Here is a 25,417-nt window from a genome sequence, read left to right on the forward strand (position 1 = left end):
TCTATTTATTTCGTCTGCATCATCTACTGTTTTAGAAATGGCATTACATATGAACCAGCTTAGCTTTTACTGGTTATCCGAAACATAAACCGCTGCTTCTGTTCCTGCAGTCGAACCAAACATAACCGCCTCGGTCAGCTCATTGCCGGAGAGCACACCTTCACCGTCTACTGCCGCTGACAGGATTGGACCTGCTGCATAAAGACCATTGATCAGCTCGCCGCTATCTTTGTTTAGCTGTTCCGCATTGTTGCTGACAACCAGGGCTGCTGCCTTGCCATCTGCCTCGTATACCTGAGATTCCTCAAAAACCGGAATCAGGGAAACATCGGTCGCTACCAGTGCCAGGCAGTCAATCTCCTGATCCTTGCCGTCCACCGTCACAGTGATGCGGTCAAGGGCACCTTCTTCATTGTAAGCGACACTCTTTAATTCTGCCTTATATTCAACCGGAATCTTCAGCTCTTCGACTTTTTTAAGCAGCGCTTCCTGTGCAAGCTCGTTCAGATTTCCCTCTTTTGCCGGGAAACTGCGGGCTACCGAGGAACCTGCCTCCTGTGTCAGATCGCCGTACTCCATTCCCAGTGTGTCGGCAAGCCAGTCTTTCGCCTCTTCGCTGTTCTCCGATACATATGCCGCCATATCCGAATTGTTCGTATTATTTCCTGCCGTCATAATATCGGACAGATAAATCTCAAAATCATCCGTAAGATTCGCCTGGAACTGCTCATCCGTATCGGCTGCATTGACATACGGTGCCATCTCCGTCATATCTGCCGCCAGCTCTTCGCCCGGTGCCAGAATCAGGATCTTCGACGGATCCATGCCCTCGGCTGCCGCCTGAACCGCCGCGATCAGTCCGGCACTGTCTCCGCCTGCGATGACAAGCTGTGCATCCGATGCTTCTGCCTCTCCGGCCGCTTCAGTTGCTGCCTCGCTTGCCGCTGCACTCTCTGCCATATCTGCCTTACTGCCGCATCCCGCCAGTGCCGTTGTTCCCAGAACCGCTGCCGCCGTCAGAATCCCTGCCTTTTTAACTGTATGGAATGATTTTTTCATAATCGTTCTCTCCTTTCCCTCTCGCCGGAGTTCCTGCAGCCGTCTTCAAACATGCACAGTACCTCTCGGTTGTGGATTTCAGTCTAACATAGAACCTGCGGCGAATCAATTAAGGTTTCTTTAATTCTTACGGCGGAAAAAACGAAATTTTCTGTTACTTACACAAATCCACAATCACCTGTGCAAAAATCTTCGCGCTTGCCACCAGATCACTCACATAGGCAAATTCATCTGCTCCGTGCATCCGGTTGTCCACGCCCGGCATCGACGCGCCAAATGCAACGCCGTTTTTCAGGTCATGCACATATGTGCCGCCGCCGGTGTAGTTGCACTCGCCCTTGTTGCCGGTATAAAGCTCATAAGCGTTCAGAAGTGTTCTGACAAACTCGGAATTGCCGTCTACAAAATGCGGCTCTCGCAGCTGCGGGGACTCTAACTTCATGCCGTGGGACGCAAGTTTTGCCTCCACTGGTTTCAACAGGTTGTCATCATTGCCGCCGATCGGGAAACGTGCGTCAAAGTACGCTTCCATCCGTGTCTCCGTCATCGTAAGCATCGTGAATGCCAGAGACAGTGCTCCGGATCCTTCTGCCTGCATCGCCACGCCAAGCGCCTTGCCCTCGGTATCATTCCACGGGAAGCACTCAGTCAGGCTGTGAATCAGCTTCGTCTGTCCGCAGGATGCAAATGGCAGGCGATCCAGAAGCAGAAGCAGGGATGCCAGCGCATTTTTGCCTTCCTCTGGTGTCGAGGCGTGTGCGCCCTCACCGACTGCGGTGATCACGATCACATCTTCCTCTGCCTGAAGCTCAAACTGTACGCCAGTCTCCTTCGTCACGCCCTCTGCCATCGGACGTACCTCTTCCTCGGTCAGTCCTGTAATTGTCGCATGCGCCTTGCCCGGAACAACATTGATCTTGATGCCAGCCTCGATGGACAGGATCCGCGCATTCTCCGTCGATACCTCAAAAGAAGCTGTCACATGCCCCGGGAAACGTCCTTTTTCGATATTGATAACCGGGAACGAAGCATCCGGGGAAAATGTCATCGGCGCTTCCTTCTCCACTTTATAATAATGTTCAATATCGCTGCTGCCGCACTCCTCATCCGTTCCCAGAATCAGGCGGACATTTTTTGTCACCGGGATTCCCAGTTCTTTGACCGCACGCATCGCATACAGAGCTGCTACCGCCGGTCCCTTGTCATCCGCCGTGCCGCGTCCGTACAACTTTCCGTCTTTTACAATCGGTTCAAACGGCTGTGTCACAGTCCAGCCCTCGCCTGCCGGGACAACATCCAAGTGTGCCAGAATATCTAGCTGGTGCTCACCGTCGTTTAAATCGGCGGTTCCTACATAATTATCGTAATTGTTGATGGAAAATCCATACTCTTCCGCCATTTTGAGTGCCTGTGCCAGTGCGCGGCTCGGACCTTCGCCGAACGGATCGCCCTCCTGGTATGCCGAACGCTCGCTGTTGATGCTGCACAGCGCGCATATGTCATCTAACATCTCCTGCTTGTGCGCCTCGATATACTGCTCGATTTTCTTTTTATACATAAATCTTCCGCCTCGTTCTTTTCCTTTGGTTATTATTTGGACAGAATTCCAGCCAGTACCTGGTTCACTACCTTTCCGTCTGCCTTGCCCTTTACCTTCGGCATCAGGGTTTTCATGATTTTGCCCTTGTCAGACGGTGCCGGATTTTCAATGCCAAGCTCTGCCAGAACACTTTTGATCACCTCTGCGATCTGCTCTTCGGTCAGATCCTCCGGTGCAAATTCCTGATAAACTGCCAGACGTGCCTGTGCCTCCTCGCGGATATCCGCACGATCTGCCGGAGCCAGTTCCAGAGTCTCCTTCGTCTGCTTGATCTCTTTCTTTACAACTGCGTCCGCCTCTTCCTCAGTCAGCGGAGAACGCTTGTCGATCTCCGCATTTTTCAGTGCGGATAACAGCATGGATAAGGAATCTTTTCTTGCTTTGTCTTTTGCTTTCATGGCTTCTACCATGGCTGCACGTACTACATCTACTCTGCTCATATGAAATGTCTCCTTTTCTGATTTTTTCTATATTTTCACCATGCCCAGGTGGGACGATGGGGACTCTCTCTTGTTTCACCATGCCCAGGGGTGCGATAGGAACTCTCTCTTGTTTTACCATGTCCAGGGGTGCGATAGGGACTCTCTCTTGTTTTACCATGCCCAGAGGTGCAAAACCTGCGGTTTCACACCCCTGTCCGGCTGCGCCGTATAGCAGAAATCCCCCTTTCAGCGCCTGAAAAATAAATTTTCCATTCGCTGAAACGGTGCTTTCCGCTGCATGGCTTTAGTTACGCCCAAACTCGCTTAATTTAAGCTTCGGATTCCGCTCTTCTACCATTCCCACACTCCAGCTGTTGACAAACAGAAGCAGCGGATTGTCTTTGAGGTCTTTGATCCGCTTCATATCCGAAGTTCCCTGGATCTTGGCTACGTCGATCTCGTCAGCGTTTTCTACCCAGCGGATGTACTCGTATGGAAGTTTTTCCAACTTGACTTCTACATTGTACTCATTTTCCAGACGGTAGGTCAGTACCTCGAACTGGAGGACGCCGACTACGCCGACGATGATCTCTTCCATACCTGTGTTGAACTCCTGGAAGATCTGGATCGCACCTTCCTGGGCGATCTGGCTGATGCCCTTGATGAACTGCTTGCGCTTCATCGTGTCCATCTGGCGCACGCGTGCAAAATGTTCCGGTGCGAACGTAGGAATGCCTTCAAATTCTACCTTTTCACCTGTACAGAGTGTATCACCGATCGAGAAAATACCCGGATCGAATACACCGATGATATCGCCCGCATATGCCTCCTCGACGATCTTTCGATCCTGCGCCATCATCTGCTGTGGCTGGGAGAGACGGATCTTGCGTCCGCCCTGCACATGCGTTACTTCCATGCCTGCCTCAAATTTGCCGGAACAGATACGCATAAATGCGATACGGTCGCGGTGCGCCTTGTTCATATTTGCCTGAATCTTGAAGACAAACGCGCTGAAATTCGGAGAGAACGGATCCACCATGCCGGTTGTCGTATTTCTCGGCAACGGCGAGGTTGTCATTTTCAGGAAATGCTCCAGGAATGTCTCTACACCAAAGTTTGTCAGCGCCGAACCAAAGAATACCGGGGATAAATTTCCGCGGCTGACACGCTCCATATCCAGCTCATCGCATGCGCCGTCCAGAAGCTCGATATCATCCATCAGCTGCCGATGGTAGTCTGGACCGATGATGGAGTTAACCTCATCGCCCTCTAACGAGAACTCCTGAGATGCGACCTCCTTCTGTCCGCCCATTGCTGCTGTGAAAGTTGTGATCTTCTTTGTGGCACGGTCATACACGCCCTTAAAATTCTTACCGCAGCCGATCGGCCAGTTGACCGGACAGGTACGGATGCCGAGCACGCTCTCGATCTCATCCATCAACTCAAACGGATCGCGCGCCTCGCGGTCCATCTTGTTGATAAAGGTAAAAATCGGGATGTGGCGCATAACGCAAACCTTGAAAAGCTTGATCGTCTGCGCCTCGACACCCTTAGAACCATCGATGACCATGACCGCCGAATCGGCTGCCATCAGAGTACGGTAGGTATCCTCCGAGAAATCCTGATGTCCTGGTGTATCCAGGATATTGATGCAGAATCCCTCATAATTAAACTGTAATACGGAAGAGGTAACCGAAATACCTCTCTCCTTCTCTATCTCCATCCAGTCAGAAACTGCGTGCTTGGCCGCTTTTCTTCCCTTGACCGTACCAGCCAGGTTGATCGCACCTCCGTAGAGAAGAAACTTCTCCGTCAGGGTTGTCTTACCAGCATCCGGGTGGGAAATAATGGCGAATGTACGCCGTTTTTTGATCTGCTCCGCTATATTTTCCAAAAAAATCTTCCTCCAAACTTACTACCATTCTTTAACTTTGTCTAAACGTATTTATTCTATATTATTTTAAACGAATACGCAAGTCCAAGTTACGGTTCACTCACGCGCGATCGGTAACAGATCTTAAAAACATTTTTCATCTTCTTCTTGATCCTTTTCTTTAAAAAACATATAATCATACTATTAACGTGGATATATAATAAATAGTAACAGTTGAACATATGAAACCGTTGCGATAACTATACAATCAACATTTTATAAGAGATGTTGATTATTGTAGAGATGCAGGAGATATAAAGGAGTTATTTTATGATTCTAGCTATCGACGTTGGAAACACCAACATTATTATCGGCGTGATCGACGCAAAAAAAACGTATTTTGTAGAACGCATCACGACCACCATCGGAAAACCGAATCTGGAATATGCCGTGGCGCTGAAAAGTATTCTTGAAATTTACCATATTGCCCCAGATCAGCTTGATGGTGCGATCGTCTCCTCGGTCGTTCCGCCGCTTAACCGGACGATTCTTGCCGCCATCCGTAAAATAACGGGACTAAACGCAATGCTGGTCGGTTCCGGCATGAAAACCGGCTTAAACATCCTGATGGACAACCCGAAATCCGTCGGCAGCGATATGATCGTAAACGCAGTCGGTGCCCTTGCAGAGCATGAACCGCCAATCATCATCATCGAAATGGGAACCGCTACGACCATGTCTGTCATCGACAAAAACGGACGCTATGTCGGCGGCGCGATCCTGCCGGGACTTCGCGTTTCCCTCGACAGCATGAGCGCCAGCACTGCCCAGCTGCCGCGCATCAGCCTCGATACGCCGCGCCGTGTCATTGGCAAAAATACCATAGACTGCATGAGAAGCGGCGTCATATTTGGCAATGCCGCGATGATCGACGGTATGCTGGATCGCATCGAGGAAGAACTCGGAGAGAAAACTTCCATCATCGCCACCGGCGGCATCTCCAAGATTGTCCTGCCGCTCTGTTCGCATACGATCACGTACGATGGGGCGCTGTTGATGAAGGGATTACTACATTTATATGAAAAAAACAGGAGAACCGAATAATCAAAAAGGCTGTCTCTCAGCAGATGTATCTATATGATACATTCTGATGAGAGACAGCCTTTTCACCACAGTTTATTATGCTGACATCTATTCATTACCGGTCACGGTCACAGCAGCATTTATTTTACAACCTTCAGCTTCATATTCTCTTTCTCAATCCGATCCAGCTTCTCGCCGTCCAGACGGAGTGCAAATCCAAACGGATTTACCACGATTCCATTCACGTAATCCAGATATTTTTTCAGATCGCGGAAGCGGACTTCCATTGCTCCAAACTGATGTTTACGGTCAAATTTGCCAAATTCTACTAAATCCGTAAATGCCGGGTAATAGCGTACACCCTTTCCGGTGGTCAGAACCGGCACTGCCGTCGTCTTCTGCGGGTCAGCAACCGGAACCAGCAGACGCGCACCGTAAAGCTCTTTGCACATCAGATCCTGCATCTGTGGGAATGCCTGGTGCTGTACCAGTGCCTGATAGAACTGATTTGCAGAACGGACCAGGGACGGGTTCATCACGATCTCGGATGTATCCTTTGGTTTCTCGATGATGCTGAACAGCGACATGGACATATGATTTTCCTGTCCCTTGTCGATCACAACTGCCTCAAAACCGCTGCGGTAGAGGTCGTTGAAAAAGGAAATACGCTGTAATGGGCGGATCTCCAGTACCTTCGTCTCTACACCGACCATCTCCAGCCCTTTCACGAACTCATCTGCATACTCGCGGCTGGTGTAAAGGAAAGCAGCCGCCTTGCCGTTCTCTGCACCCAGGAAGAAGTTTTTCGTCGCATGGACAGTCACAACAAACAGTCCCGGCTCTCTCTGAAGCAGCTCCAGAACCTCTCCCATCACTTTTTTATCTGCTTTATCCTGATGTTCTTTCATCAGCTCACGTAATTTCTCCATTTGAATTCCTCCGGCTCTTTTTAATGTACTCTCGGAATCTTTCTGTGCTTGATTTTGTGAGATGATTTTTTGTCAGCTGTGCCCAAATTTCTGAGGCGTACGCGGTGCGTACGTTGATGAAATTCGGGTACGGCTGGCGGAAAATCAGCCACAAAAGCGAGTGCAGAAAAGACTCCGAGAGTACATTTTATCATGCGCGAGGCTCAATCCGCCTGCGCCTGTCTTTTCTACTCTGTCTGCTGTCCATGACTGCCTGAGTGTCGCATCGCCAAGCTGCCTTTATCACTATATCAGATGGAATACTCCGCTCAACCCCAGTTCAGATAACAGTCATCTGCTTGATTTTCAGATTCTTTTTGCAGACTATATCTCCTATATTTTAACACAGAGCCGCCAAACAATCAATCAGAAGAATCTCACACAATCCCTATAACACAATCCCTATCAACATTCAGCTCAAATAATGCTTCATGCTTTTTAACGCACTCTTCTCCAGCCGTGACACCTGCGCCTGCGAAATATGGATTTCTTCGGCAACCTCTGTCTGGGTCTTTCCCTCAAAAAAGCGCATATCAATAATGCGGCGTTCCCGGTCCGGCAGGCGCTGCATCGCCTCCCCCAGCGACAGATCCTCGACCCAATGTTCCTCTGAATTTTTCTTGTCACTGAGCTGATCCATCACGTAGAGCGGATCGCCGCCGTCCGTATAGACCGGTTCGTACAGGCTGACCGGGCTCTGGATAGCATCGAGCGCATACGCAATCTCCTCTTTGCTGACTCCCAATTCTTTGGCAATCTCGCAGAGTGTCGGCTCCTTTGACTGCTTTTTCAGCAGATTTTCACGGGTATAGATCGCTTTGTATGCCGTATCGCGGAGCGACCGGCTGACCCGGATTGAATTGTTATCCCTCAAATACCGTTTCACCTCCCCCAGGATCATCGGAACCGCATACGTCGAAAAACGGACATTCTGGGTAATATCAAAATTATCAATCGCCTTGATGAGGCCGATACAGCCAATCTGGAACAGATCGTCCACATTTTCCCGGCTACCCGAAAAGCGCTGTATTACACTGAGCACCAGCCGCAGATTCCCCTTGATATACTGTTCTCTTGCCTCCCGATCGCCCTTTAGAATCCGGCGAAACAGTTCTTCTTTCTCCTCATTACTTAAAAGAGGCAGCTTGGATGTATTGACCCCGCAGATTTCCACTTTATAGACCGGCATTTCCATTCCCTCCGTATGATGGACGATCAACGCAAACGGTTGAATCGTTTTGATTTTTGTTTTGTCACCTATACATTAGAATGGACAATTCAAAGCTCATTTATACCCGGACAAATGAGAACCGTTTTCACTCATTCCAATTTCTTGCCTTTTCTGCCGTTCCATAGTAAAATATATTTTCAGGGGTTTTACGATCAATATTATTTATAGAAAATAGAATTCAACCACAAGGAGATCCATTCATGAACACACAAAAAAAAGCCCGTTCCCTCTACTGGGATATCGTAAAGGGATGGGGCATTATTGCGATCGTGCTGGGGCATACCGGATATTTCGCCGGTGCGTTCGTCTATCTGTTCCACCTGGCACTGTTCTTCTTTATCACAGGCTATTTTTATAATGAAACGAAATACGGGGATACGCCGTTTCTCTACTTCGGCTCCCGTCTCGCCGGTGCATGGCCCAGGTATATGTTCTACACGCTGTTTTTTGTCCTGCTTCACAACTTTTTTGTAACGCACAGGCTCTATGCGGGACAGGAACTTTACAACCATACCAGAATGCTTACGGCATGGATGAGCAGTCTTTCCTTCAACTCCCCGGAACAGGTTCAGGGTGCCCTCTGGTTTCTGCCGGTCTGGCTGGTGTCCTCCGGACTCTTTGCCGGATGCGTCTGGTTTGGACGCGCAGCTGCCCGCTTCGCCCGGAAAGATAATGTCAAGCTTCCTGTATGTGCATTTGCATGCATCCTGATTGGCCTTGCCGGTGTCTTCTTAAATATGAGAAGCTGCCCGCTCCCTTACAATCTGCAGGCGGCGCTGCTCGTTGTTCCGGTCTATCTCATCGCCTGGCTGATGCAGCAGTTTTTCTCCAATTTCCGCCACTATACGGTCTGGTACGGCTGCCTGATAAGCGCCCTGCTTCTGCACCTGACGAACACAAAGCTTCACATTTTCATCGATCTGGCAAGCATGCACATTCCGGGCGTCTTATTTTATCCGATCTCCATCATTGGAATTTACTTCGTCCTTTCGCTCTCTGACCTGTCCGAGCGCATCAGACCGCTGGCAAAGGTCCTTGCCTTTTTAGGACGCCATTCCTTTGACATTATGGCGATTCATTTCACGCTGTTCAAGCTGATCGATTTTGCCTATGCCCGCTTCATTTTGAAGGAAATACCGGAAACGCTTTCCAACTTCCCGGTCTCCTTCCGCTATGAAATGGGTCCGTTTTACATCCTGATCGGTCTGTTTCTTCCAGCACTTATCGGCTGGTATATAGACCGCATTGCTGCGAAATTTCTTTTTTGAGGCGTTTCATAATCTTCTTTTCCAGCCTCGATATGTATGACTGCGAGATACCCAGAAGGTCGGCAACCTCCTTCTGGGTCATTTCATCTTCCTGCTCTCTCCCCAGACCAAAGCGCAGCTTCACGATTTTCTGTTCCCGCGGATTCAGGCGGTCGATCGCCGCATTCAACAGTTTCCGCTCTGTCTCATCCTCCAGATCCCGGTAAATAATATCCTCATCCGTTCCCAAAATATCCGACAGAAGCAATTCATTTCCATCCCAGTCCACATTCAACGGCTCATCGATCGAAACCTCGAGCTTCGTCTTATTATTTCTCCGGAGATACATCAGAATCTCATTTTCAATACAACGGGATGCATAGGTCGCCAGCTTAATATTTTTATCTACGTCAAACGTGTTGATCGCCTTGATAAGACCGATCGTCCCGATCGAAATCAGATCTTCCACGCCCACGCTGGTGTTGTCAAACTTTCTTGCTATGTAGACCACCAGGCGCAGGTTGTGTTCGATCAGCGCCGAACGCGCCTCTTTATCCTCACTGGTTCCAAATTTTCTTAAAACCTCCGCCTCCCGCACACTGTCAAACGGTGCCGGAAGGATATCGGTTCCCCCGATATAATGAACTTCCCCGTCCCGGTGCATCAGAAATGACCGGAACGACGGCATCATTTTTAAACGAAACTGACCTGGAACTGAAACTTTTATAAACATATGCTTTCCCCCTTATGTTGTTCGCTATGGTTCAGACCATAACGGCTGTTTTTCTTCACAACCAATATTTTTCATTGAGCAGCATCTGATACTCGCCTTTCTGCGACAGCGCCTCCTGTGAAATGGCAATCCACGGCTTCTCAATCACCCGCATACCGCCCTGACCGGACACTTCCATCCGCTCCGCCTGATATGCCGGAATCACGCCGCCGCCCTTTCCGACACTCCGAAATGGGATGTATTGGACACCGTCCTCCCAGGAAAAAAATCTCTCTGCCGCACACGCATCCAGCACCTGCACCGGACGCCCCGAAAGCGGCATCGTCAGATGGTTGCCTGTGTCGAGAATCGCCTGCACATGCCGCTCCCTGCCTTTGTTAAAAAGCGTTACCGCGTACTGGTGTTCCAGCTTCATACACCGCTGCATACCAAACCGCCACACCGCAGATGGAATCAGAAAACTTCCCCCCGTGGTAAACAGCCAGAACAGAAGATTCGCCCGTATTCCAAGCGGCTGAACCAGTTCCATGCAGCCAGCCGCCAGCATAGATGCTATGTAAAGCCCGATCGCAGCTTCTGCCGCCTCCGACTTCCTACGGATGGAAAATGCCGTCCATACCATCAGCACGCTCATCGTGGCGCTTAGGAGCATCCGCCCGGCATATCCCAGCGGAACCGGAGCTAACACCATTCCTAACGCATACACGGCTCCCAGAAGACTCCCTGCCAACCGCCCATACCGGCGTTCCGGCAGACGCAGGCAATTCTTCACCACCGACAGAAGCAGGAAATCCGCTGCCAGATTTTGCAGCAGGATGACATCCGCATACACACGATAGGTCACTGTCTCTTCCCACCTTTCTGTCCGACACGGGATATTATAAGAAAAAAGTTCCGCAAAATTTGTCAAACCGAGGGCGCAAAACGCCTGTTTTGATCGCCAAAAATCGGGGGAAAAACGTAAAATTTGAATAGATTCGACATAAGTCGAAGGTCTGAATCGACGATAAAAAAGAATGTGCCTTTTTGTGTAATAGGGGATTCCAAGGAATTTCCTATTACACAAAAAAACACGCATCAGAAATTTTCACTTCTAATGCGTGTCTCTTCCAAAAACAACTGCTTCTGTATATATTTTGTATTTTTGCTAAAGCAAGAGCAGTTCATCTCTCACTCTTATATTATTTCTTATTTCTCAGAAAATCCGGAATATTGATCTGTGTTTCCTGGCGCATCGGGCGGAACGGCTGTGCCGGTGCCGACTGCGGTGCTTCCTTCGGAGCGACTGGCTGTGCCGGTGCTGCTGCAGATGGTGCACGGAAGGTCGGTGCCTTGTAGGTCGGCTGCGCTGCCGCTGCAGTCTGTGCTGCCGGCTGAGCGTATGTATTGCCAGTCGTCTTTGCCTTGAACGGAGTCTTGAACTCAGTCATCGCTTTTGCGACCGGTGTGTTCACACCGTGGGAATCCAGTCCAGTCGCAATAACAGTGATCGTCGCCTCATCCTGTGCATTCTCATCGTACATCGCACCGAAGATGATATTGGCATCGTCGCCTGCAAGCTCCTGTACATAGCTGGCTGCGTCATTTGCCTCGATCAGGCTGATATCGCCGGAAATATTGATGATAACGTGGCTTGCACCCTCGATGGTTGTCTCAAGCAGCGGGCTGGATACAGCCTGCTTAACAGCCTCAAGTGCTTTGTCATCACCCTTCGCATGACCGATACCGATATGAGCGATACCCTTGTCCACCATAACGGTCTGAACATCTGCAAAGTCAAGATTGATAAGACCCGGAACATTGATCAGGTCGGTAATACCCTGTACTGCCTGCTGAAGAACCTCATCTGCTTTCTTCAGTGCATCCGGCATCGTGGTACGGCGGTCTACGATCTCAAGAAGTTTATCATTCGGGATAACGATCAGAGTATCGACAGCTGCTTTCAGTTTTTCGATACCATTGAGCGCGTTGCTCATACGGGTCTTTGCCTCGAAACGGAACGGCTTTGTGACAACGCCGACCGTCAGGATGCCCATATCTTTTGCGATACGTGCAATAACCGGAGCTGCACCTGTACCGGTACCGCCGCCCATACCTGCGGTAACGAATACCATATCTGCACCCTTGAGAGCCTGTGCCAGCTCTTCCTGGCTTTCCTCAGCTGCTTTCTCACCGATCTCCGGCTTTGCGCCTGCACCAAGTCCCTTGGTCAGCTTCTCACCAATCTGCATAGCTGTGGACGCCTTGCAGAACTGCAGTGCCTGCTTATCTGTATTGATACCGATAAATTCTACACCGGCAATATCTTCATCGATCATACGGTTGACAGCGTTGTTACCGGCTCCGCCGACACCTACTACTATAATTCTGGCAGAGTTCTCTGCTTCATTTATCTTTATCTCTAACAAGATACTTCCTCCTTCATTTTCCCATCTGTTCCGGTTTTATCATCTTTATACTAAAATTAGGGTCTTTTAAATCTAGCCTACCTAATACTATATTTGATTTTCAGCAAAAAATCAATCGTTTCTTTTATAAATTTTCAATAAACCAGTCACAATGTTACTGTTCACACATACGTGCCAGTAACGGATTATGCCGATTCTTCCTAGTTTTTATCAAACCGGTACATCGGATTTGCATTCGATTCATCGTAGCTGTCCAGATAGAGGGTTCCGGACAGATCCGGATAATCCCGCAGAATATCCGTCAGCTCCGAAAGTTTCCCGTTCATCTCACTGTTGCTTCCCAGCTCAACCTTCAAGCTCCTGATTTGAAGCGTCGCTTCCTTTTCCTTATTAAAACGGATCTCGTCCACCGCAACCTCGTTGACTGACAGTACCTGCGTCAGGTTCAGAATCTCGTTGAAAACGCTGATATCCTCGACCGGCAGCGGCTGATGCAGCACGATATGTCCAAAGGAAAGTCCGGCAATCTTCGGCACACCCGGCAATGTCTCGCTTGTGCTCTCCACAATGATGCCGTCCTTGTCAAAATACATCCGGCTGTTCATGTAGGAAACGTAACCAACCACACTCTTCTCGTAGACGATCACCTCTACGTCCGACGGGCTGCGGAACACCAGCTTGTAATCCTGCACGAACGGAATTGACTTGTGCGGCCGGAAGCGGTACTGCAGATAGCAGAACACCGGATTCCGGCTCAGCCGCGAATCGAAAATAGACGCCTCTATCTGCTCTGCCGTATATTGCCGGTTTCCACTGACATGGATTGTATTGATCCGAAGCAGCGACAGACCGACAAAAAACGCGGCCGCCACAAGAAGTGCTGCCGCCGTGATCCAGATATGTTTTTTTCCACGGCGGCGCCATACCTTTTCCTCTGTCTTTTTTTCAATCTGTATCTTCTCTATCTCCATCATCCTCCCGGCGCCGGATCTCTGCTCCTAATGCCCGCAAGTCCCGGCAAATATCTTCATATCCCCGCTCAATATGTTCACATTCTGATACTCTGGTCCATCCGTCCGCCCCCAGGGCTGCCACCGTCAGGGCTGCACCGCCCCGCAGATCACGGGCACGCACCAAAGCTCCCCGCAAGGTTTCCACTCCGTCAATCCGGGCAATGTTCCCGCTGCATTCGATGTTCGCCCCCATTTTTTGAAGCTCCGCCGCTGTGCCAAACCGGTTTTCAAATACCGTCTCCCGCAGCATACTGGTTCCATCTGCCCGTGACAGCGCCGCCATCAAAAACGGCTGCAGATCGGTCGGAAACGCCGGATACGGTCCGGTTTTCACCGATACCGCCCGCAGGCGCTGTCCGCCGTGTACATATATAAGTTCCGGTTCCTGATAAAGCGAAACGCCCATATGCTCCAGCACCCCGGTCAATGCACGCAGCTCCTGTGTCTGCACGCCGTCCACGATCACCTCACCGCTGCAGGACGCAGCGGCAAGAAGATAGGTCCCGGCTACGATCCGGTCGCCGCCGATCACAAACCGGCTGTCATGGAGCGGCAATCCGCCTTCTATGATCAGCGCATCCGTCCCGATCCCCCGGATCGATGCCCCCATACCATTTAGGAAATGGCACAGCTGTCCAATCTCCGGTTCCCGCGCGCATCCCCGCAGAACCGTCCGCCCCACCGCTGCCACAGCGGCAAACAGGGCATTTTCCACCGCGCCGACACTCGGGAACGGAAAAATAATCTCTGCCCCGCGAAGTCCCGTTGTCTGTGCATGCAGGAAGCCGTCCGGCTCCGGTTCCTGTATTTCCGCGCCCAGCGCACGGAGTGCCCGCAAATGCCAGTCGATTGGACGTTTTCCGATCATACATCCGCCGGGGCTGTAGACCCCCGCCTCGCAAAAGCGTCCCAGGAGCGCTCCCAAAAGCATAATGGACGAGCGCATTTTCCCCATCGCTTTCTGCTCGATCCGCCAGCCATTCATCTTCGAAGTATCGATTTCCAGACGGTTTCCGTGCAACGCACACCGGCATCCCAGAGAATCAAGAATCCCCATCATACAGAACACATCCTGTATTCTGGGGACATTTTCAAGCACGGTAATTCCGCGGTTTAACACCGACGCCGCCATCATCGGCAAAACTGCATTTTTCGACCCCTGCACCGTGAGTCCGCCCTGAATCCGGCACGGTCCGTGAATCTCGATGAAAGCCAAACAATCCCCTCCCACCGGCATCTATGTATTATTATATGCCAACGAGAGAAAATGGTTCTCATTTTCTACATTTCCCGAAGTAAATATGTAACTCCGCCAAATATTCCTACTGCTCCAGCTTAATCTGGTTCGAGACGCTTAACACCATCCCCATCTCCAGCATCAGGAACATGACGGACGTACCTCCGTAACTGATAAACGGCAGCGTAACACCCGTGTTCGGGATCGTATTCGTAACAACCGCGATATTTAAGATAACCTGAATCGCGATGTGTGCCATCACGCCGATCACGATCATCGCACCCATCAGATCCGGTGCATTTCCAGCAATTACCATGAAGCGGTAAATCATAAACATGAAAATCAAAATGACCGAAATCGCGCCAAACAGACCTAATTCCTCACAGATAATCGAAAAAATCATATCATTCTGCGCCTCCGGCACGAAACCGAGCTTCTGGAGACTCTCGCCCAGTCCCTTTCCAAACAGACCGCCGGAACCGATCGCGTACAGACCCTGGAGCACCTGATAACCGCCGGAACGTGCATACTGCACCGGGTTGACCCAGACATTGATTCGTCCCAGCTGATAATCCTTCAGGATATGGAGCTTTACCAGCAAATGCCCTATATAGGGGGCGACCGCCAGAAGTCCAACGCCGCCTCCGATGCAGAGAAAAAACGGCCATTTGATCTTGCACGCCACAAACAGCATCACAAACACGATGCCGCAGATGATGATACCAGAACTTAAGTTGTTCGCCGTAACTAAAAGTGCCAGCGGCGCCGACAGCGCCACGATAAATCCGACTGCCCGCAGCTGGTTGATCCGCACGCCCAGATTGGCAATCAGAACCGCCAGAAGCAGAATCAGGGAAATCTTGACAATCTCGGTCGGCTGGAACTGAAGCGGTCCCAGGCGCAGCCAGCGCTTCTTACCATGCGATGCCACGCCCAGAGGTGTAAAACGCGTCAGAAGCAGCGTCACGTATGAAACGATATATCCCAGCATCGCAAACCGCGCAAACCAGTGATAATCTATCTTGGAGACGATATACATCGCAACAAAGCTGACACCCGCGATGCCCGCCTGACGAAGCATAAAATATCCCGGATTGCCGTAATCAAGCTGCGCCTTATAGGAGCTCGCGCTGTAAATCATGATCAGTCCGAATACCGTCAGGAAAATGATGGTAAATAGCAGACTGTAATCATAAAACCGATGTGGTTTTTTCTTTTTAATTTTTCCCGGTTCCGGCATACTTCCACTCCCCTGCTTTTTGTTGTTACAGTTTCGAAATTCTGCCTGCAAACGGCAGTTTTTCCTTCAAATCAGGGCTGCCGCAGACAAATGCCGGCTGCGACAGCCCCCTTAAATACATTAAGCCTTTATTCGTTACTGTTCACGCATACGTGCCCAGTAACCTTTATTCTTCCAATACCGAATTGCTGCGTGCTTTGCACTCCGCAATTCTCAAAAGTCACAATTCCTCCTGCAAGCAATCTTGCGTCGGATTTCCGACCTTTGAACCTTGGTATTACAAATTTCTCACAAACTCTTTGAATTTGCGTCCGCGCTCTTCAAAGTTCTTGAACTGCCCCCAGCTTGCACATGCCGGTGAAAGCAGGACGTTATCGCCCGGATTTGCGTAGGATGCACATACCTGTACAGCCTCCTGCAGATCTTCCGCGTACATGATATCATTGAAGCCGTGGCGTTTTGCACACTCGGCAATCTTGTCGCGGGTCTGGCCGATCAGCACCAGATAGCGTACCTTTCCGCCAAAGCTCTCGATCCACTCGTCAAACTCGGAATGCTTATCATATCCGCCTGCAATTAATAAGGTCGGTCCCGGCATCGCCTTGATCGCCTGCATCGCTGCATCCGGGTTGGTTCCCTTGGAATCGTTGTAGTATTTGACGCCGAAACGCTCGGTTACGAACTCAATGCGGTGTTCAACTGCCTTGAATTCCTTGATCACCTTCTGAATCTTCTCCAGCGGAACGCCCATGTTCATACTGATAGCAACCGCTGCCATAACATTTTCATGGTTATGACGGCCAAGTAACTTCAGATCGTGGATATTGACAATCACGGTCTCTTTCTCGCCGTCGTTGTATACAATCTCATCCTCTTTCAGGTAGAAACCTTGTTTCAGGGTACGCAGACTGGAAAAATATACCACCTTGATGTCTTTTAAAGTCTCACCAAATTCACGCAGTACCGGATCCTCATAGTTCAGGACACAGACATCGCCCTCTTTCTGGTTCTTGGTAATGCTCTCTTTCGTCTCGATGTAGCATTCCATCGTCTTATGACGATCCAGATGATCCGGGGTAATATTTAAAATAGCGCTTACATTCGGGTGGAAATCAGTCATGGTCTCCAGCATGAAGCTCGATACCTCTGCGACGGTTACGGTCTCATCCGTTGTCTCCAATGCGTGGAATGCAAACGGCTCACCGATATTTCCAACTACAAATACGCTGTCATAGAATGACTTCATGATCTCGCCGGTCAGGGAAGTCGTCGTTGTCTTTCCGTTCGTGCCGGTAATGGCTGCCATACGTCCTTTGGCACAGTGATATGCAAGCTGCATCTCGCCCCAGATCGGAATACCGGTTTCACGAATCATCTCTACAAACGGTGCATCGGTCGGGATGCCCGGGCTTAAAATTGCCAGCTCCACGCCTAACAAATCCGTCTTTTTCAGCTCTCCGAGGACGAACGTGATCGTCGCGCCTTCGTCAAATTTCTTTTTCAGCTCCTCTGGATCCAGTTTTTCATTGCCATCGTAAAGCACTACCTCCCCGCCTTTTGAGAGAAGGAGCTTTGCAGCTGCAATACCGCTGATACCTGTTCCTGCTACTAATACTTTCTGACTCATAATCTTCCTCCTATAATCCTAAGTATGCTATAAGGCAAAGGATTGCCGTAATAATCGAAAATACGCCTACGACTCTGGTCTCAGACCATCCGCAGAGCTCGAAATGGTGATGGATCGGCGCCATCTTGAAAAAACGCTTTCCGCCCGTCTTCTTAAAATAGGTTACCTGAATAATAACAGATAATACTTCCACCAGATAAATCAGACCCACGATCGCGATAAAGATCGGCATCTGCATCATAAAGGCACTGGAAGCAACAAAACCACCAAGTGCCAGTGAACCGGTATCGCCCATAAACACACGCGCCGGATAGACATTGAACAGAAGAAAGCCCAGAAGACTTCCAACTACTGCGCCGGTAATCGGGCTAATGCCGCTGTTCTCCCCGATCGCCACGATCGTAAAGAACGTTGCTACCAGAATCGTCACACTGGTGCACAGACCGTCCAGACCATCTGTGAAGTTCACGCCATTGTCAGTTCCCAGAATGATGAAGAACAGTGCCGGTACAAACAGCCAGACCGGAAGCTGTAAATACTTGCCGGTAAATGGAATCAGCATCCCTGTTCCGATGTCCGGTGAGGTTACAATATAATAGGCAAAAATACCTGTGATCACAAACTGTCCGATCAGCTTCTGGATCGGATTTAAGCCCTCCGAACGTTTCATCACGATCTTGATGTAATCGTCCAGAAATCCAACCACGCCGAATCCAACGGTCATAAACAGCACCGGAATGATCTTCGGATAATCCCGGATATAGAGCAGGGACGTAATGATGATGCTGGAAAGAATTACCAGACCGCCCATCGTCGGGGTTCCCTGCTTTTTCAGATGCGTCTGCGGCCCGTCATCGCGCACCTGCTGTCCGAATTTCAACCTGTGGAGAAACGGTATCACGATCGGGCACAGCACTGCGCTGACCACAAATGCGATGATAACCGCCAGTATTGTTTCATTTACCATGTCACACCTCTAACTTATCTTCCTATGTATACAGAGATAGTTCCTCAAATTATACACTTCAATAGTATACGTCTTTTTAGGGGAATAATCAACCTCTTTTCTCCACCCCCAGATACGGCAAAATGACCTCAAACAGATCGCGGATCACCGGGGCGGCAATCGTCCCGCCATAGTAGATTCCTTCCGGTTCATCGATGGTGATAAGCGCGATCACCTGCGGATCGTCCGCCGGTGCAAACCCTAAAAATGAGGAAATATATTTTTTCCGGCTCCTTGGAAGTTTCTCCGAGGTTGCCGTCTTTCCGCCGATCCGGTAGCCCTCGATCCGGGCGTTTTTTCCACTCCCCTCCGCCACCACCTGTTCCAGAATATAACGCAGCGTCTCACTCGTCTGCTCCGATAAGATTCTCTCTCCTTTTGGATAGGCAAACACGTGGACTGCCTGACCATCTGCCCGCACGGCACGGATACCGATGTGCGGTGTGATGCGCGTGCCCCCGTTGATCAGGGAGGATGCCGTTGTAATGAGCTGGATCGGCGTGATCTGAAACGACTGCCCAAAAGAGACGGTCGCCAGCTCCACCGGTCCGATCTGATCCGGCTGGTGCATGATCGTCCCCGCCTCACCCGGCAGATCAATCCCAGTCTTTCCCAGCAGACCAAACTGCTTAAAATACTGATAGTACCGCTCCGGTCCCAGCCGCTGCCCGACATCGATCAGAACAGGATTGCAGGAATTCATCATTCCCTGTAAAAACGTCTCTCCGCCGTGTCCGCCCACCTTGTGACACCGAATCTTTCGATCTTCCACGATCCGGAATCCCGGGCAAGAAAACTGGTCAGTCAGGTTGACCACGCCCGCCTCCAGTCCCGCAGCGGCGGTCACGATTTTGAATGTAGACCCCGGTTCGTATGTATCATTTAAACAGGGGTTGCGCCACATCTGATTGAGGAGATCTTGTTTATTTTGCGCTGATGCTGCGTGTGACTGCACTTCATCCTTCAAGGATATGTCTTCTTCTGTTTCTGAATCTTCGTTTTTTCCATCTGTCACCAGCTCAAACGGCTCATTCAATGAAAACTCCGGTGCATTTACCATCGCATAGACTTCCCCGTTCTTCGGGTTCATCACGATGATCGAGACGCGGTTCGCATTCTTTTTCTGCATCGTCTGGTACGCCGCCTGTTCCGCGTACATCTGGATATTGACATCCAGACTCGTCTGGAGATCCCGCCCTGCCTCCGGCTCGATGCGGTTCTCCGCCTCATTTTCCAGCTCAATCCCCGCCGCGTCCGTGAGCGTCAGGATTTTACCGTCCGTGCCCTTTAAATACTTCTCATACTGTACTTCCAGGCCGATGATCCCCTGGTTGTCTCCCCCGGTAAATCCCAGTACCTTCGATGCCAGACGTCCATATGGATAATATCGCTTATAGTCCTCATCCACCTTGACTCCCTCCAGGCGCCTTGCCCGGATCGCATCGCCCCGCGTTTTCTCCACATTAGACTTGATCACTTCCCTGGAAGATCGTTTTTCCGTCTTTTTCCGCACCTCTGCCTCCGGAAGTCCCAGTTCTTCGCTCAAAACCCGGATAACTGCCTCCGGATCTTTTACCTGATTATGAATCACAGAGATGGTACACACAGTCCGGTTATCGGCGATCACCGTTCCGTTCCGGTCAAGGATCCGCCCGCGCGGCGCTTTGATACTGCGCTCCCGCTGATGTAGCTCCTCCGCCATCTGGCTGTAATAATCCGCTTTATACAGCATGAGGAAGAACAGTCTCCCCGCCAATCCTGCCATGCACAGGCAGATGGCGGCGCACAAAAAGACAGTTCTTCCTCTGTGATGCGTCCGGTTCCGATTCATACTGCTTCCTGTCTGATCTCATTGCTACAGTATATCATACGAACCGTTTCTTTATTCTGTATTTTCGTTACTGTTCACACACGTGTGCCCAGCAACGGGATTTTGCCGATGCTACGCATTCCAAATCGGCAAAATCTGCTGCCAGAACTGTATCGTACGGATTTTTCAGTTCAGAAAATTCCTACCTGTGAACAGTTACGTATTTTCCACGCAAGATAGATAGCTCTTCCCGGCAGGCACAATTCCTAATCTCCCGCTGCCTGCGCTTCCTGGGAAGCTGCCGTTTCTCCGGCATTATCGCCCGTTTCCGCCGTTTCACCGTTTCCAATCGCCGCCGATTCATCCTGCACATTTCCCATCGTATCCGGATAGCTATACTCGTCTCCGGAATCGATAAATTCCTCATCGTAGTTCGCCCAGCCGCCCTCCGGAGCCGGAGTCGTCTCTGCCGGTGTTTCAGCTGCATTCGGATCCTCGGTCGCTGTGCCGCTTATAATGCCTTCTTCCTGGCTGGAAAGATTGGTCTCGAGATCCTGTGCCGCGCCTCCTGCCGGGAATACATTCTTATATGGAAGGACTTCCGCCATGATCTTGCTGAAAATCTCGCTGGCAAAAGTCGAATGTGCCTGCTGCTCGCCTGGCAGATGCGGGGTATCTACTACCACATAGCAGAGTACCTGCGGATTGTATGCCGGTGCATATCCGATAAAGGAAACCAGATAATTCTTCTCCGCACGCGGCTGCTTCTGCGCCGTACCTGTCTTACCAGCCACTTCGTAACCGGCAACTGCCGCCGCGCCCGCGGTACCGCCATCACCTGATACTGTCTGGTAAAGCGCATTATTAATGAAGTTCGAGGTCGATTCCGAAACCGTCTCTCGCACCAGATTTGGGGAAACAGATTTGACAACGGATCCTTCGTCGTTCAGAATTTCTTTTACCACATGCGGCTCATAATAGGAACCGCCGTTGATTAAGGACGCATATCCGGCTGCCATCTGCACCATCGTACAGTTATAGTTCTGTCCAAATGCGTTGGTCGCCAGAGATGCCGGATCCATATTGGATGCCTGATAAATCAGACCGGACGCCTCGCCCGGAAGGTCGATGCCCGTCTTCTCGCCAAATCCGAAAATCTTCTGATACTGGACAAACTTCTCTTTTCCTTCCAGCGATACAATACGCATCATAACGACGTTGCAGGATTTCATCAATCCCTGTGTGATCGTCAGCGGTCCGTGACCGGCTCGGGCAACACACCGGATATCCCAGTCTCCGAAATGCAGTTTTCCGCCGCACTCAAAGACCTCGTTTCCGGAAATCGCGCCTTCCTCGATCGCCCCGGCTACCGTAAATGCTTTCTGTGGAGAACCCGGCTCATAGGAGTCGCTCACGCAGAAGTTTCTCCACATTTTATACCACGCCTCGGACTTCGTCTTTTCATCCATCGCCTGGATTTCCTCATCCGTATAGTAGGTGCTTAAATTGTACGGATCATTCAGATTGTAACGGGTCGTCGTATCCATCGCCAGGATCTCACCGCTGTTCGGATCCATGACGATCGCCGCCGCCAGATTACTTCCAATGCCCGCCTGCCACTCATCCAGATATTTCTGGACAATCTTCTGGATGTTGACGTCGATCGTCAACTCCAGCGTCCTTCCGTTCTGCGCCGGTTTTACCGTTCGCTCGACGTTCGAATCGCCGTTTAAATAACCATACTCACGACCGCTCACACCGTTCAGGATATCATTATAATACTGTTCAACACCGCCAGATGCATTGCCATCCTTGAGGGCAAAACCAACCACATTGCATGCCAGCTCATTGTACGGATACGTTCTCTTATATTCTTCCTCGAACCATACGCCCGTGATACGCTGGTTGCCGCCTTCCTCCGTCGGCAGCGCCCGGTATTCCTTGTTCTTGTCCTTCTCATAAGTCTCAAACTTCTCTTTGTCTTCCGCTGGAAGCTGTTTCGCATAGATCACATACTGGCTGTCTTTTTTCTCCTCGATCATCGCCTGCAGCTCGTCCCGCTTGTAACCGAAGCACTCCACCAGCGCGTCCAGCGTGGCATCGAGATACTGGTAGTTTTCCTCCGTATCCAGAATCTGCTTCGGATCGATGACCAGATTGTAAACTTTCTCGCTAATCGCCAGATACGTCCCGTTCCGGTCGATAATATTGCCGCGCTTGTAGGGAATCGTGCGGCTCTCATAGTCCTGATGGCTCAGGACTATCTGATTGTACGACTCGCCCTTACTTTTTACCAGATTATAAAGCACCAGCACCAATGCAAACAAAGCCAGCATAATTACCAGGACGGTAATTGCCAGCTTTTCCTGCATATATTTCCGAAAGGTCTGTCTGCCGTTAGTGTTTTGGGATGTCCTCATACTGTCTTACATACTCGCTTTCCGTCTTGTCATATAAAAGAATCTGATCCTTATTTGCATATACCATGCCGAGCTCTTCGGTCGCCACTTTATATACATGATCCAGATCCACATACGTGTCAATCCGGGTCTGAAGTGCATCATTCTCGGACTTCAGGTTCTCCAGTTTCAGCTCCAGATCCTCAATGTGGCTGATACGGGTCGTGATCGACGCCTGCTTATGCAGATAATTCATACATAAAACCAGCGTGATCAGCGCAGCGATGGTCAGCGCCAGCACATACGGTCCGTTCATGTAAAGCGCCTTTTCCTGGTTGCGGCGCACGGCGTGTTTATGCCGGTACTCCTCTCTCTCATCTCTTTCTGGTCTTATCTCCACGGTTCTCTGAACTTTTCGCACGGTATTACCGTCCACATACGTGGAGGCCGATACATGTTGTCTCCTTCTGACAGACATAACGTTCCCTCCCTGCTCTTTCGCTTTTTCTCTCTTTTATCTCCCCCGCACCTGAAACGATCTCTGTTCTGCGGTGCAGTTATGCTTTTGTTTATGATTTTTCAAATACCCGGAGCTTTGCGCTCTTGGAACGCGGGTTTTCTTCCATCTCCTGATCGGTCGGAAGAATCGGTTTTCTTGTAATCACCCTGCCGCGGCTTTTGCGTCCACAGACACAGACCGGAAAATCCGGCGGGCAGATGCATGGATTTTCATTCGTCCGGAAACGGTTCTTTACGATTCTATCTTCCAGAGAATGGAACGTAATGATCGAAAGCCGTCCGCCCGGTGCCAGGCGCTCAATCATCGTATCGATCGAATCTTCCAGCACATCCAGTTCCCGGTTTAACTCGATCCGGATCGCCTGAAACGTACGCTTTGCCGGATGACCGCCGGTCGCCCGGACCTTTGCCGGAATCGATGCCCGGATGATCTCCGTCAGCTCGCCTGTCGTCTCAATCTCTTTTTTCTGTCGTGCCTGTACGATGTGTTTTGCAATATTCTTCGCAAACCGATCCTCACCGTAGTCCCGGATGATCCGGTACAGTTCCATCTCACTGTAGGTATTGACGATGTCCTTCGCGGTCTGCTCATTTCTCTGATCCATCCGCATATCCAGCGGCGCATCGTCCTCGCGATAGGTAAATCCCCGTTCCGCTGTGTCAAGCTGGAAGGAAGAAACACCCAGATCCAGATAAATTCCATCCACCTGCGGAATCTCCAGCTCATCTAACACCTGTGCAATCCGCTCATAATTGCTCCGCACAACGGTTATCTTATCTCCAAAGGGAGCCAGACGTTCTGACGCAGCCGCAATCGCGTCCGCATCCTGATCAATCCCGATCAGGCGTCCGCCGTCTCCCAGCCGTGCCGCCACCTCGCTCGCGTGACCGCCGCCTCCCAGTGTCCCATCCACATAGATACCCTGGGGCTTTACACAGAGACTGTCAACCGTCTCATTTAATAATACTGATTTGTGATTAAATATCATATGCCAAGGCCTTCCATATTTTCTGCAATCTCTTCCATGTCATCATAGACATTCTTCTCCGCCCAGGTCGCCTTGTTCCAGATCTCGATCCGGCTTCCGACGCCGACCAGGACAACCTCCTTCTCGAGTCCTGCAAAATCCCGCAGAACCGAAGGAAGCAGGATTCGTCCCTGACGATCCACCTCACACGCCGAGGCACCTGCCAGAAAGAAACGGGAGAATTTTCTGGCATTCTGATTGGTAAGTGGGAGTGCCTGTAACTTCTCTTCGAACTTTTTCCACTCGGTGTTATCGTACACAAAAAGACAGCCATCCAACCCCTTTGTCACCACAAATTCGTCTCCAAGCTGTTCCCTGAACTTCGACGGAACGATCAAACGTCCCTTCGCATCGATTGTATGATTGTATTCTCCCATGAACATATCAATCACCCGTCATCCGATGTGTACCACTTTTGTGTCCCGAAAATCCATTTCGTTCCACTTTTCACCACTTTCTACCACTTGTTATGTTTATTTTAGTACATGCCCATCAAAATGGCAAGGTCTAAATCGAAAAAAAATCAGAAAACTCAGGCACCGGTTCTTTTTTCGAACACATGTACCTGAGTTTTCTGTACTTATCTATATTTGTTTCTATTTCCACTCTTATTTTATAGCGCCGTCTCCAGCCCTCTTTCAGTCTCCGTCTCCAGCCCGATATACTGATTTAAGAGTTTGTCAAGCTCCACACTGTAGTGATAAATTATGTCATATGCTGCCTTTGTGTCAATATTTTGATTCAGCTGCTGTCTTGCCCGTTCAATCTTTTGAACTAATTCTTCTCTCATATCCGCCATCCTATGCATTCTCCTTTTCTATTCTCTAGTGCCATTCCTCCTTACTTCACTGTCATTTTACGTCTTCCACCAGCAAAAAGCAAACTATTTCGACCGATTAAATTCGACAAAAAAC

General features: G+C 50.2%; 22 protein-coding genes. 2 read left to right on the plus strand and 20 right to left on the minus strand.

The window, feature by feature from the left end:
• Positions 1-66: 66 nt before the first annotated feature.
• The 4 genes from DXD12_RS03935 to DXD12_RS03950 form a co-directional block, all read right to left on the minus strand.
• Positions 67-1,059: an FAD-binding protein gene (locus tag DXD12_RS03935; protein WP_118637467.1), complete on the minus strand. Its 993-nt coding sequence runs from the start codon at positions 1,057-1,059 to the stop codon at positions 67-69.
• A gap of 154 nt (positions 1,060-1,213) precedes the next feature.
• Positions 1,214-2,617 (minus strand): dipeptidase PepV, encoded by a 1,404-nt coding sequence (pepV, locus tag DXD12_RS03940; protein WP_118637469.1) that lies wholly within the window; start codon positions 2,615-2,617, stop codon positions 1,214-1,216.
• A 32-nt stretch (positions 2,618-2,649) separates the two neighbouring features.
• Complete coding sequence (locus tag DXD12_RS03945; RefSeq protein ID WP_022360228.1) at positions 2,650-3,099, minus strand: GatB/YqeY domain-containing protein; 450 nt, start codon at positions 3,097-3,099, stop codon at positions 2,650-2,652.
• Positions 3,100-3,385: 286 nt separating this feature from the next.
• Positions 3,386-4,975, minus strand: coding sequence for a peptide chain release factor 3 (locus DXD12_RS03950; RefSeq protein WP_106999734.1), 1,590 nt, complete (start codon positions 4,973-4,975; stop codon positions 3,386-3,388).
• A gap of 309 nt (positions 4,976-5,284) precedes the next feature.
• Between DXD12_RS03950 and DXD12_RS03955 the strand changes: the two genes are divergently transcribed.
• Entirely contained in the window at positions 5,285-6,058 is a 774-nt protein-coding gene (locus DXD12_RS03955; RefSeq protein ID WP_106999733.1) for a type III pantothenate kinase, read from the plus strand.
• Positions 6,059-6,177: 119 nt separating this feature from the next.
• On the opposite strand, the gene DXD12_RS03960 is transcribed toward DXD12_RS03955, so the two are convergent.
• Together DXD12_RS03960 and sigG are read right to left on the minus strand one after the other, a co-directional pair.
• A complete protein-coding gene (locus DXD12_RS03960; protein ID WP_022360225.1) occupies positions 6,178-6,966 on the minus strand; it encodes an SseB family protein in 789 nt (262 codons plus the stop codon).
• Between the two features lie 451 nt (positions 6,967-7,417).
• A complete protein-coding gene (sigG, locus tag DXD12_RS03970) occupies positions 7,418-8,194 on the minus strand; it encodes an RNA polymerase sporulation sigma factor SigG (RefSeq protein WP_106999731.1) in 777 nt (258 codons plus the stop codon).
• A 242-nt stretch (positions 8,195-8,436) separates the two neighbouring features.
• On the opposite strand from sigG, the gene DXD12_RS03975 reads away from it, so the two are divergent.
• The gene (locus tag DXD12_RS03975; RefSeq protein ID WP_106999730.1) at positions 8,437-9,504 is read left to right on the plus strand and encodes an acyltransferase family protein; all 1,068 of its coding nucleotides are present in this window, start codon (positions 8,437-8,439) and stop codon (positions 9,502-9,504) included.
• On the opposite strand, the gene sigE is transcribed toward DXD12_RS03975, so the two are convergent.
• From sigE to DXD12_RS04045, 14 genes are all read right to left on the minus strand, one after another.
• Positions 9,458-10,216 carry an RNA polymerase sporulation sigma factor SigE gene (gene sigE, locus DXD12_RS03980; protein ID WP_106999729.1) on the minus strand — a complete coding sequence of 253 codons (759 nt, stop codon included), beginning with the start codon at positions 10,214-10,216 and terminating at the stop codon, positions 9,458-9,460. The genes DXD12_RS03975 and sigE overlap by 47 nt on opposite strands.
• Before the next feature lie 55 nt (positions 10,217-10,271).
• Positions 10,272-11,060, minus strand: a complete 789-nt coding sequence (locus DXD12_RS03985) for a sigma-E processing peptidase SpoIIGA (protein ID WP_182457018.1) — start codon at positions 11,058-11,060, stop codon at positions 10,272-10,274.
• Between the two features lie 337 nt (positions 11,061-11,397).
• Entirely contained in the window at positions 11,398-12,624 is a 1,227-nt protein-coding gene (gene ftsZ / locus DXD12_RS03990) for a cell division protein FtsZ (protein WP_022360220.1), read from the minus strand.
• A gap of 200 nt (positions 12,625-12,824) precedes the next feature.
• Entirely contained in the window at positions 12,825-13,598 is a 774-nt protein-coding gene (locus DXD12_RS03995) for a cell division protein FtsQ (RefSeq protein ID WP_207722914.1), read from the minus strand.
• Entirely contained in the window at positions 13,570-14,853 is a 1,284-nt protein-coding gene (murA, locus tag DXD12_RS04000; RefSeq protein WP_118637473.1) for a UDP-N-acetylglucosamine 1-carboxyvinyltransferase, read from the minus strand. Before murA ends, DXD12_RS03995 begins: the two co-directional genes overlap by 29 nt.
• A 106-nt stretch (positions 14,854-14,959) precedes the next feature.
• Complete coding sequence (locus DXD12_RS04005; RefSeq protein ID WP_117795227.1) at positions 14,960-16,114, minus strand: putative peptidoglycan glycosyltransferase FtsW; 1,155 nt, start codon at positions 16,112-16,114, stop codon at positions 14,960-14,962.
• 277 nt (positions 16,115-16,391) lie between these two features.
• Positions 16,392-17,741: a UDP-N-acetylmuramoyl-L-alanine--D-glutamate ligase gene (gene murD, locus DXD12_RS04010; RefSeq protein WP_106999726.1), complete on the minus strand. Its 1,350-nt coding sequence runs from the start codon at positions 17,739-17,741 to the stop codon at positions 16,392-16,394.
• A gap of 10 nt (positions 17,742-17,751) precedes the next feature.
• A complete protein-coding gene (gene mraY / locus DXD12_RS04015) occupies positions 17,752-18,708 on the minus strand; it encodes a phospho-N-acetylmuramoyl-pentapeptide-transferase (protein WP_022360215.1) in 957 nt (318 codons plus the stop codon).
• A gap of 88 nt (positions 18,709-18,796) precedes the next feature.
• On the minus strand, positions 18,797-20,578 hold the full coding sequence (locus DXD12_RS04020; RefSeq protein ID WP_118637475.1) for a penicillin-binding transpeptidase domain-containing protein: 1,782 nt from the start codon (positions 20,576-20,578) through the stop codon (positions 18,797-18,799).
• A 245-nt stretch (positions 20,579-20,823) separates the two neighbouring features.
• Positions 20,824-22,977 carry a penicillin-binding protein 2 gene (locus DXD12_RS04025; protein ID WP_243105341.1) on the minus strand — a complete coding sequence of 718 codons (2,154 nt, stop codon included), beginning with the start codon at positions 22,975-22,977 and terminating at the stop codon, positions 20,824-20,826.
• Positions 22,955-23,377 carry a cell division protein FtsL gene (locus tag DXD12_RS04030; protein WP_347474442.1) on the minus strand — a complete coding sequence of 141 codons (423 nt, stop codon included), beginning with the start codon at positions 23,375-23,377 and terminating at the stop codon, positions 22,955-22,957. The genes DXD12_RS04025 and DXD12_RS04030 overlap by 23 nt, the downstream gene beginning before the upstream one ends.
• A gap of 148 nt (positions 23,378-23,525) precedes the next feature.
• A complete protein-coding gene (gene rsmH, locus DXD12_RS04035) occupies positions 23,526-24,464 on the minus strand; it encodes a 16S rRNA (cytosine(1402)-N(4))-methyltransferase RsmH (protein WP_022360211.1) in 939 nt (312 codons plus the stop codon).
• Positions 24,461-24,886 carry a division/cell wall cluster transcriptional repressor MraZ gene (gene mraZ, locus DXD12_RS04040; RefSeq protein ID WP_022360210.1) on the minus strand — a complete coding sequence of 142 codons (426 nt, stop codon included), beginning with the start codon at positions 24,884-24,886 and terminating at the stop codon, positions 24,461-24,463. Before mraZ ends, rsmH begins: the two co-directional genes overlap by 4 nt.
• Before the next feature lie 230 nt (positions 24,887-25,116).
• Positions 25,117-25,293: an aspartyl-phosphate phosphatase Spo0E family protein gene (locus DXD12_RS04045; RefSeq protein ID WP_243105342.1), complete on the minus strand. Its 177-nt coding sequence runs from the start codon at positions 25,291-25,293 to the stop codon at positions 25,117-25,119.
• Positions 25,294-25,417 lie beyond the last annotated feature (124 nt).

The organism is Clostridium sp. TF11-13AC (assembly GCF_003481065.1).
In the GTDB taxonomy this organism is placed as follows: domain Bacteria; phylum Bacillota; class Clostridia; order Lachnospirales; family Lachnospiraceae; genus Otoolea; species Otoolea fessa.

Coding starts and splice junctions, on each gene's coding strand:
- DXD12_RS03975 (WP_106999730.1), top strand. CDS start 8,437: ATGAACACACAAAAAAAAGCCCGTTCCCTCTACTGGGATATCGTAAAG.
- DXD12_RS03935 (WP_118637467.1), bottom strand. CDS start 1,059: ATGAAAAAATCATTCCATACAGTTAAAAAGGCAGGGATTCTGACGGCG.
- DXD12_RS04005 (WP_117795227.1), bottom strand. CDS start 16,114: ATGCCGGAACCGGGAAAAATTAAAAAGAAAAAACCACATCGGTTTTAT.
- sigE (WP_106999729.1), bottom strand. CDS start 10,216: ATGTTTATAAAAGTTTCAGTTCCAGGTCAGTTTCGTTTAAAAATGATG.
- DXD12_RS03960 (WP_022360225.1), bottom strand. CDS start 6,966: ATGGAGAAATTACGTGAGCTGATGAAAGAACATCAGGATAAAGCAGAT.
- mraZ (WP_022360210.1), bottom strand. CDS start 24,886: ATGTTCATGGGAGAATACAATCATACAATCGATGCGAAGGGACGTTTG.
- DXD12_RS03995 (WP_207722914.1), bottom strand. CDS start 13,598: ATGATGGAGATAGAGAAGATACAGATTGAAAAAAAGACAGAGGAAAAG.
- sigG (WP_106999731.1), bottom strand. CDS start 8,194: ATGCCGGTCTATAAAGTGGAAATCTGCGGGGTCAATACATCCAAGCTG.
- DXD12_RS04045 (WP_243105342.1), bottom strand. CDS start 25,293: ATGAGAGAAGAATTAGTTCAAAAGATTGAACGGGCAAGACAGCAGCTG.
- DXD12_RS04020 (WP_118637475.1), bottom strand. CDS start 20,578: ATGAATCGGAACCGGACGCATCACAGAGGAAGAACTGTCTTTTTGTGC.
- mraY (WP_022360215.1), bottom strand. CDS start 18,708: ATGGTAAATGAAACAATACTGGCGGTTATCATCGCATTTGTGGTCAGC.
- rsmH (WP_022360211.1), bottom strand. CDS start 24,464: ATGATATTTAATCACAAATCAGTATTATTAAATGAGACGGTTGACAGT.
- murD (WP_106999726.1), bottom strand. CDS start 17,741: ATGAGTCAGAAAGTATTAGTAGCAGGAACAGGTATCAGCGGTATTGCA.
- DXD12_RS03955 (WP_106999733.1), top strand. CDS start 5,285: ATGATTCTAGCTATCGACGTTGGAAACACCAACATTATTATCGGCGTG.
- DXD12_RS03945 (WP_022360228.1), bottom strand. CDS start 3,099: ATGAGCAGAGTAGATGTAGTACGTGCAGCCATGGTAGAAGCCATGAAA.
- pepV (WP_118637469.1), bottom strand. CDS start 2,617: ATGTATAAAAAGAAAATCGAGCAGTATATCGAGGCGCACAAGCAGGAG.
- DXD12_RS04025 (WP_243105341.1), bottom strand. CDS start 22,977: ATGAGGACATCCCAAAACACTAACGGCAGACAGACCTTTCGGAAATAT.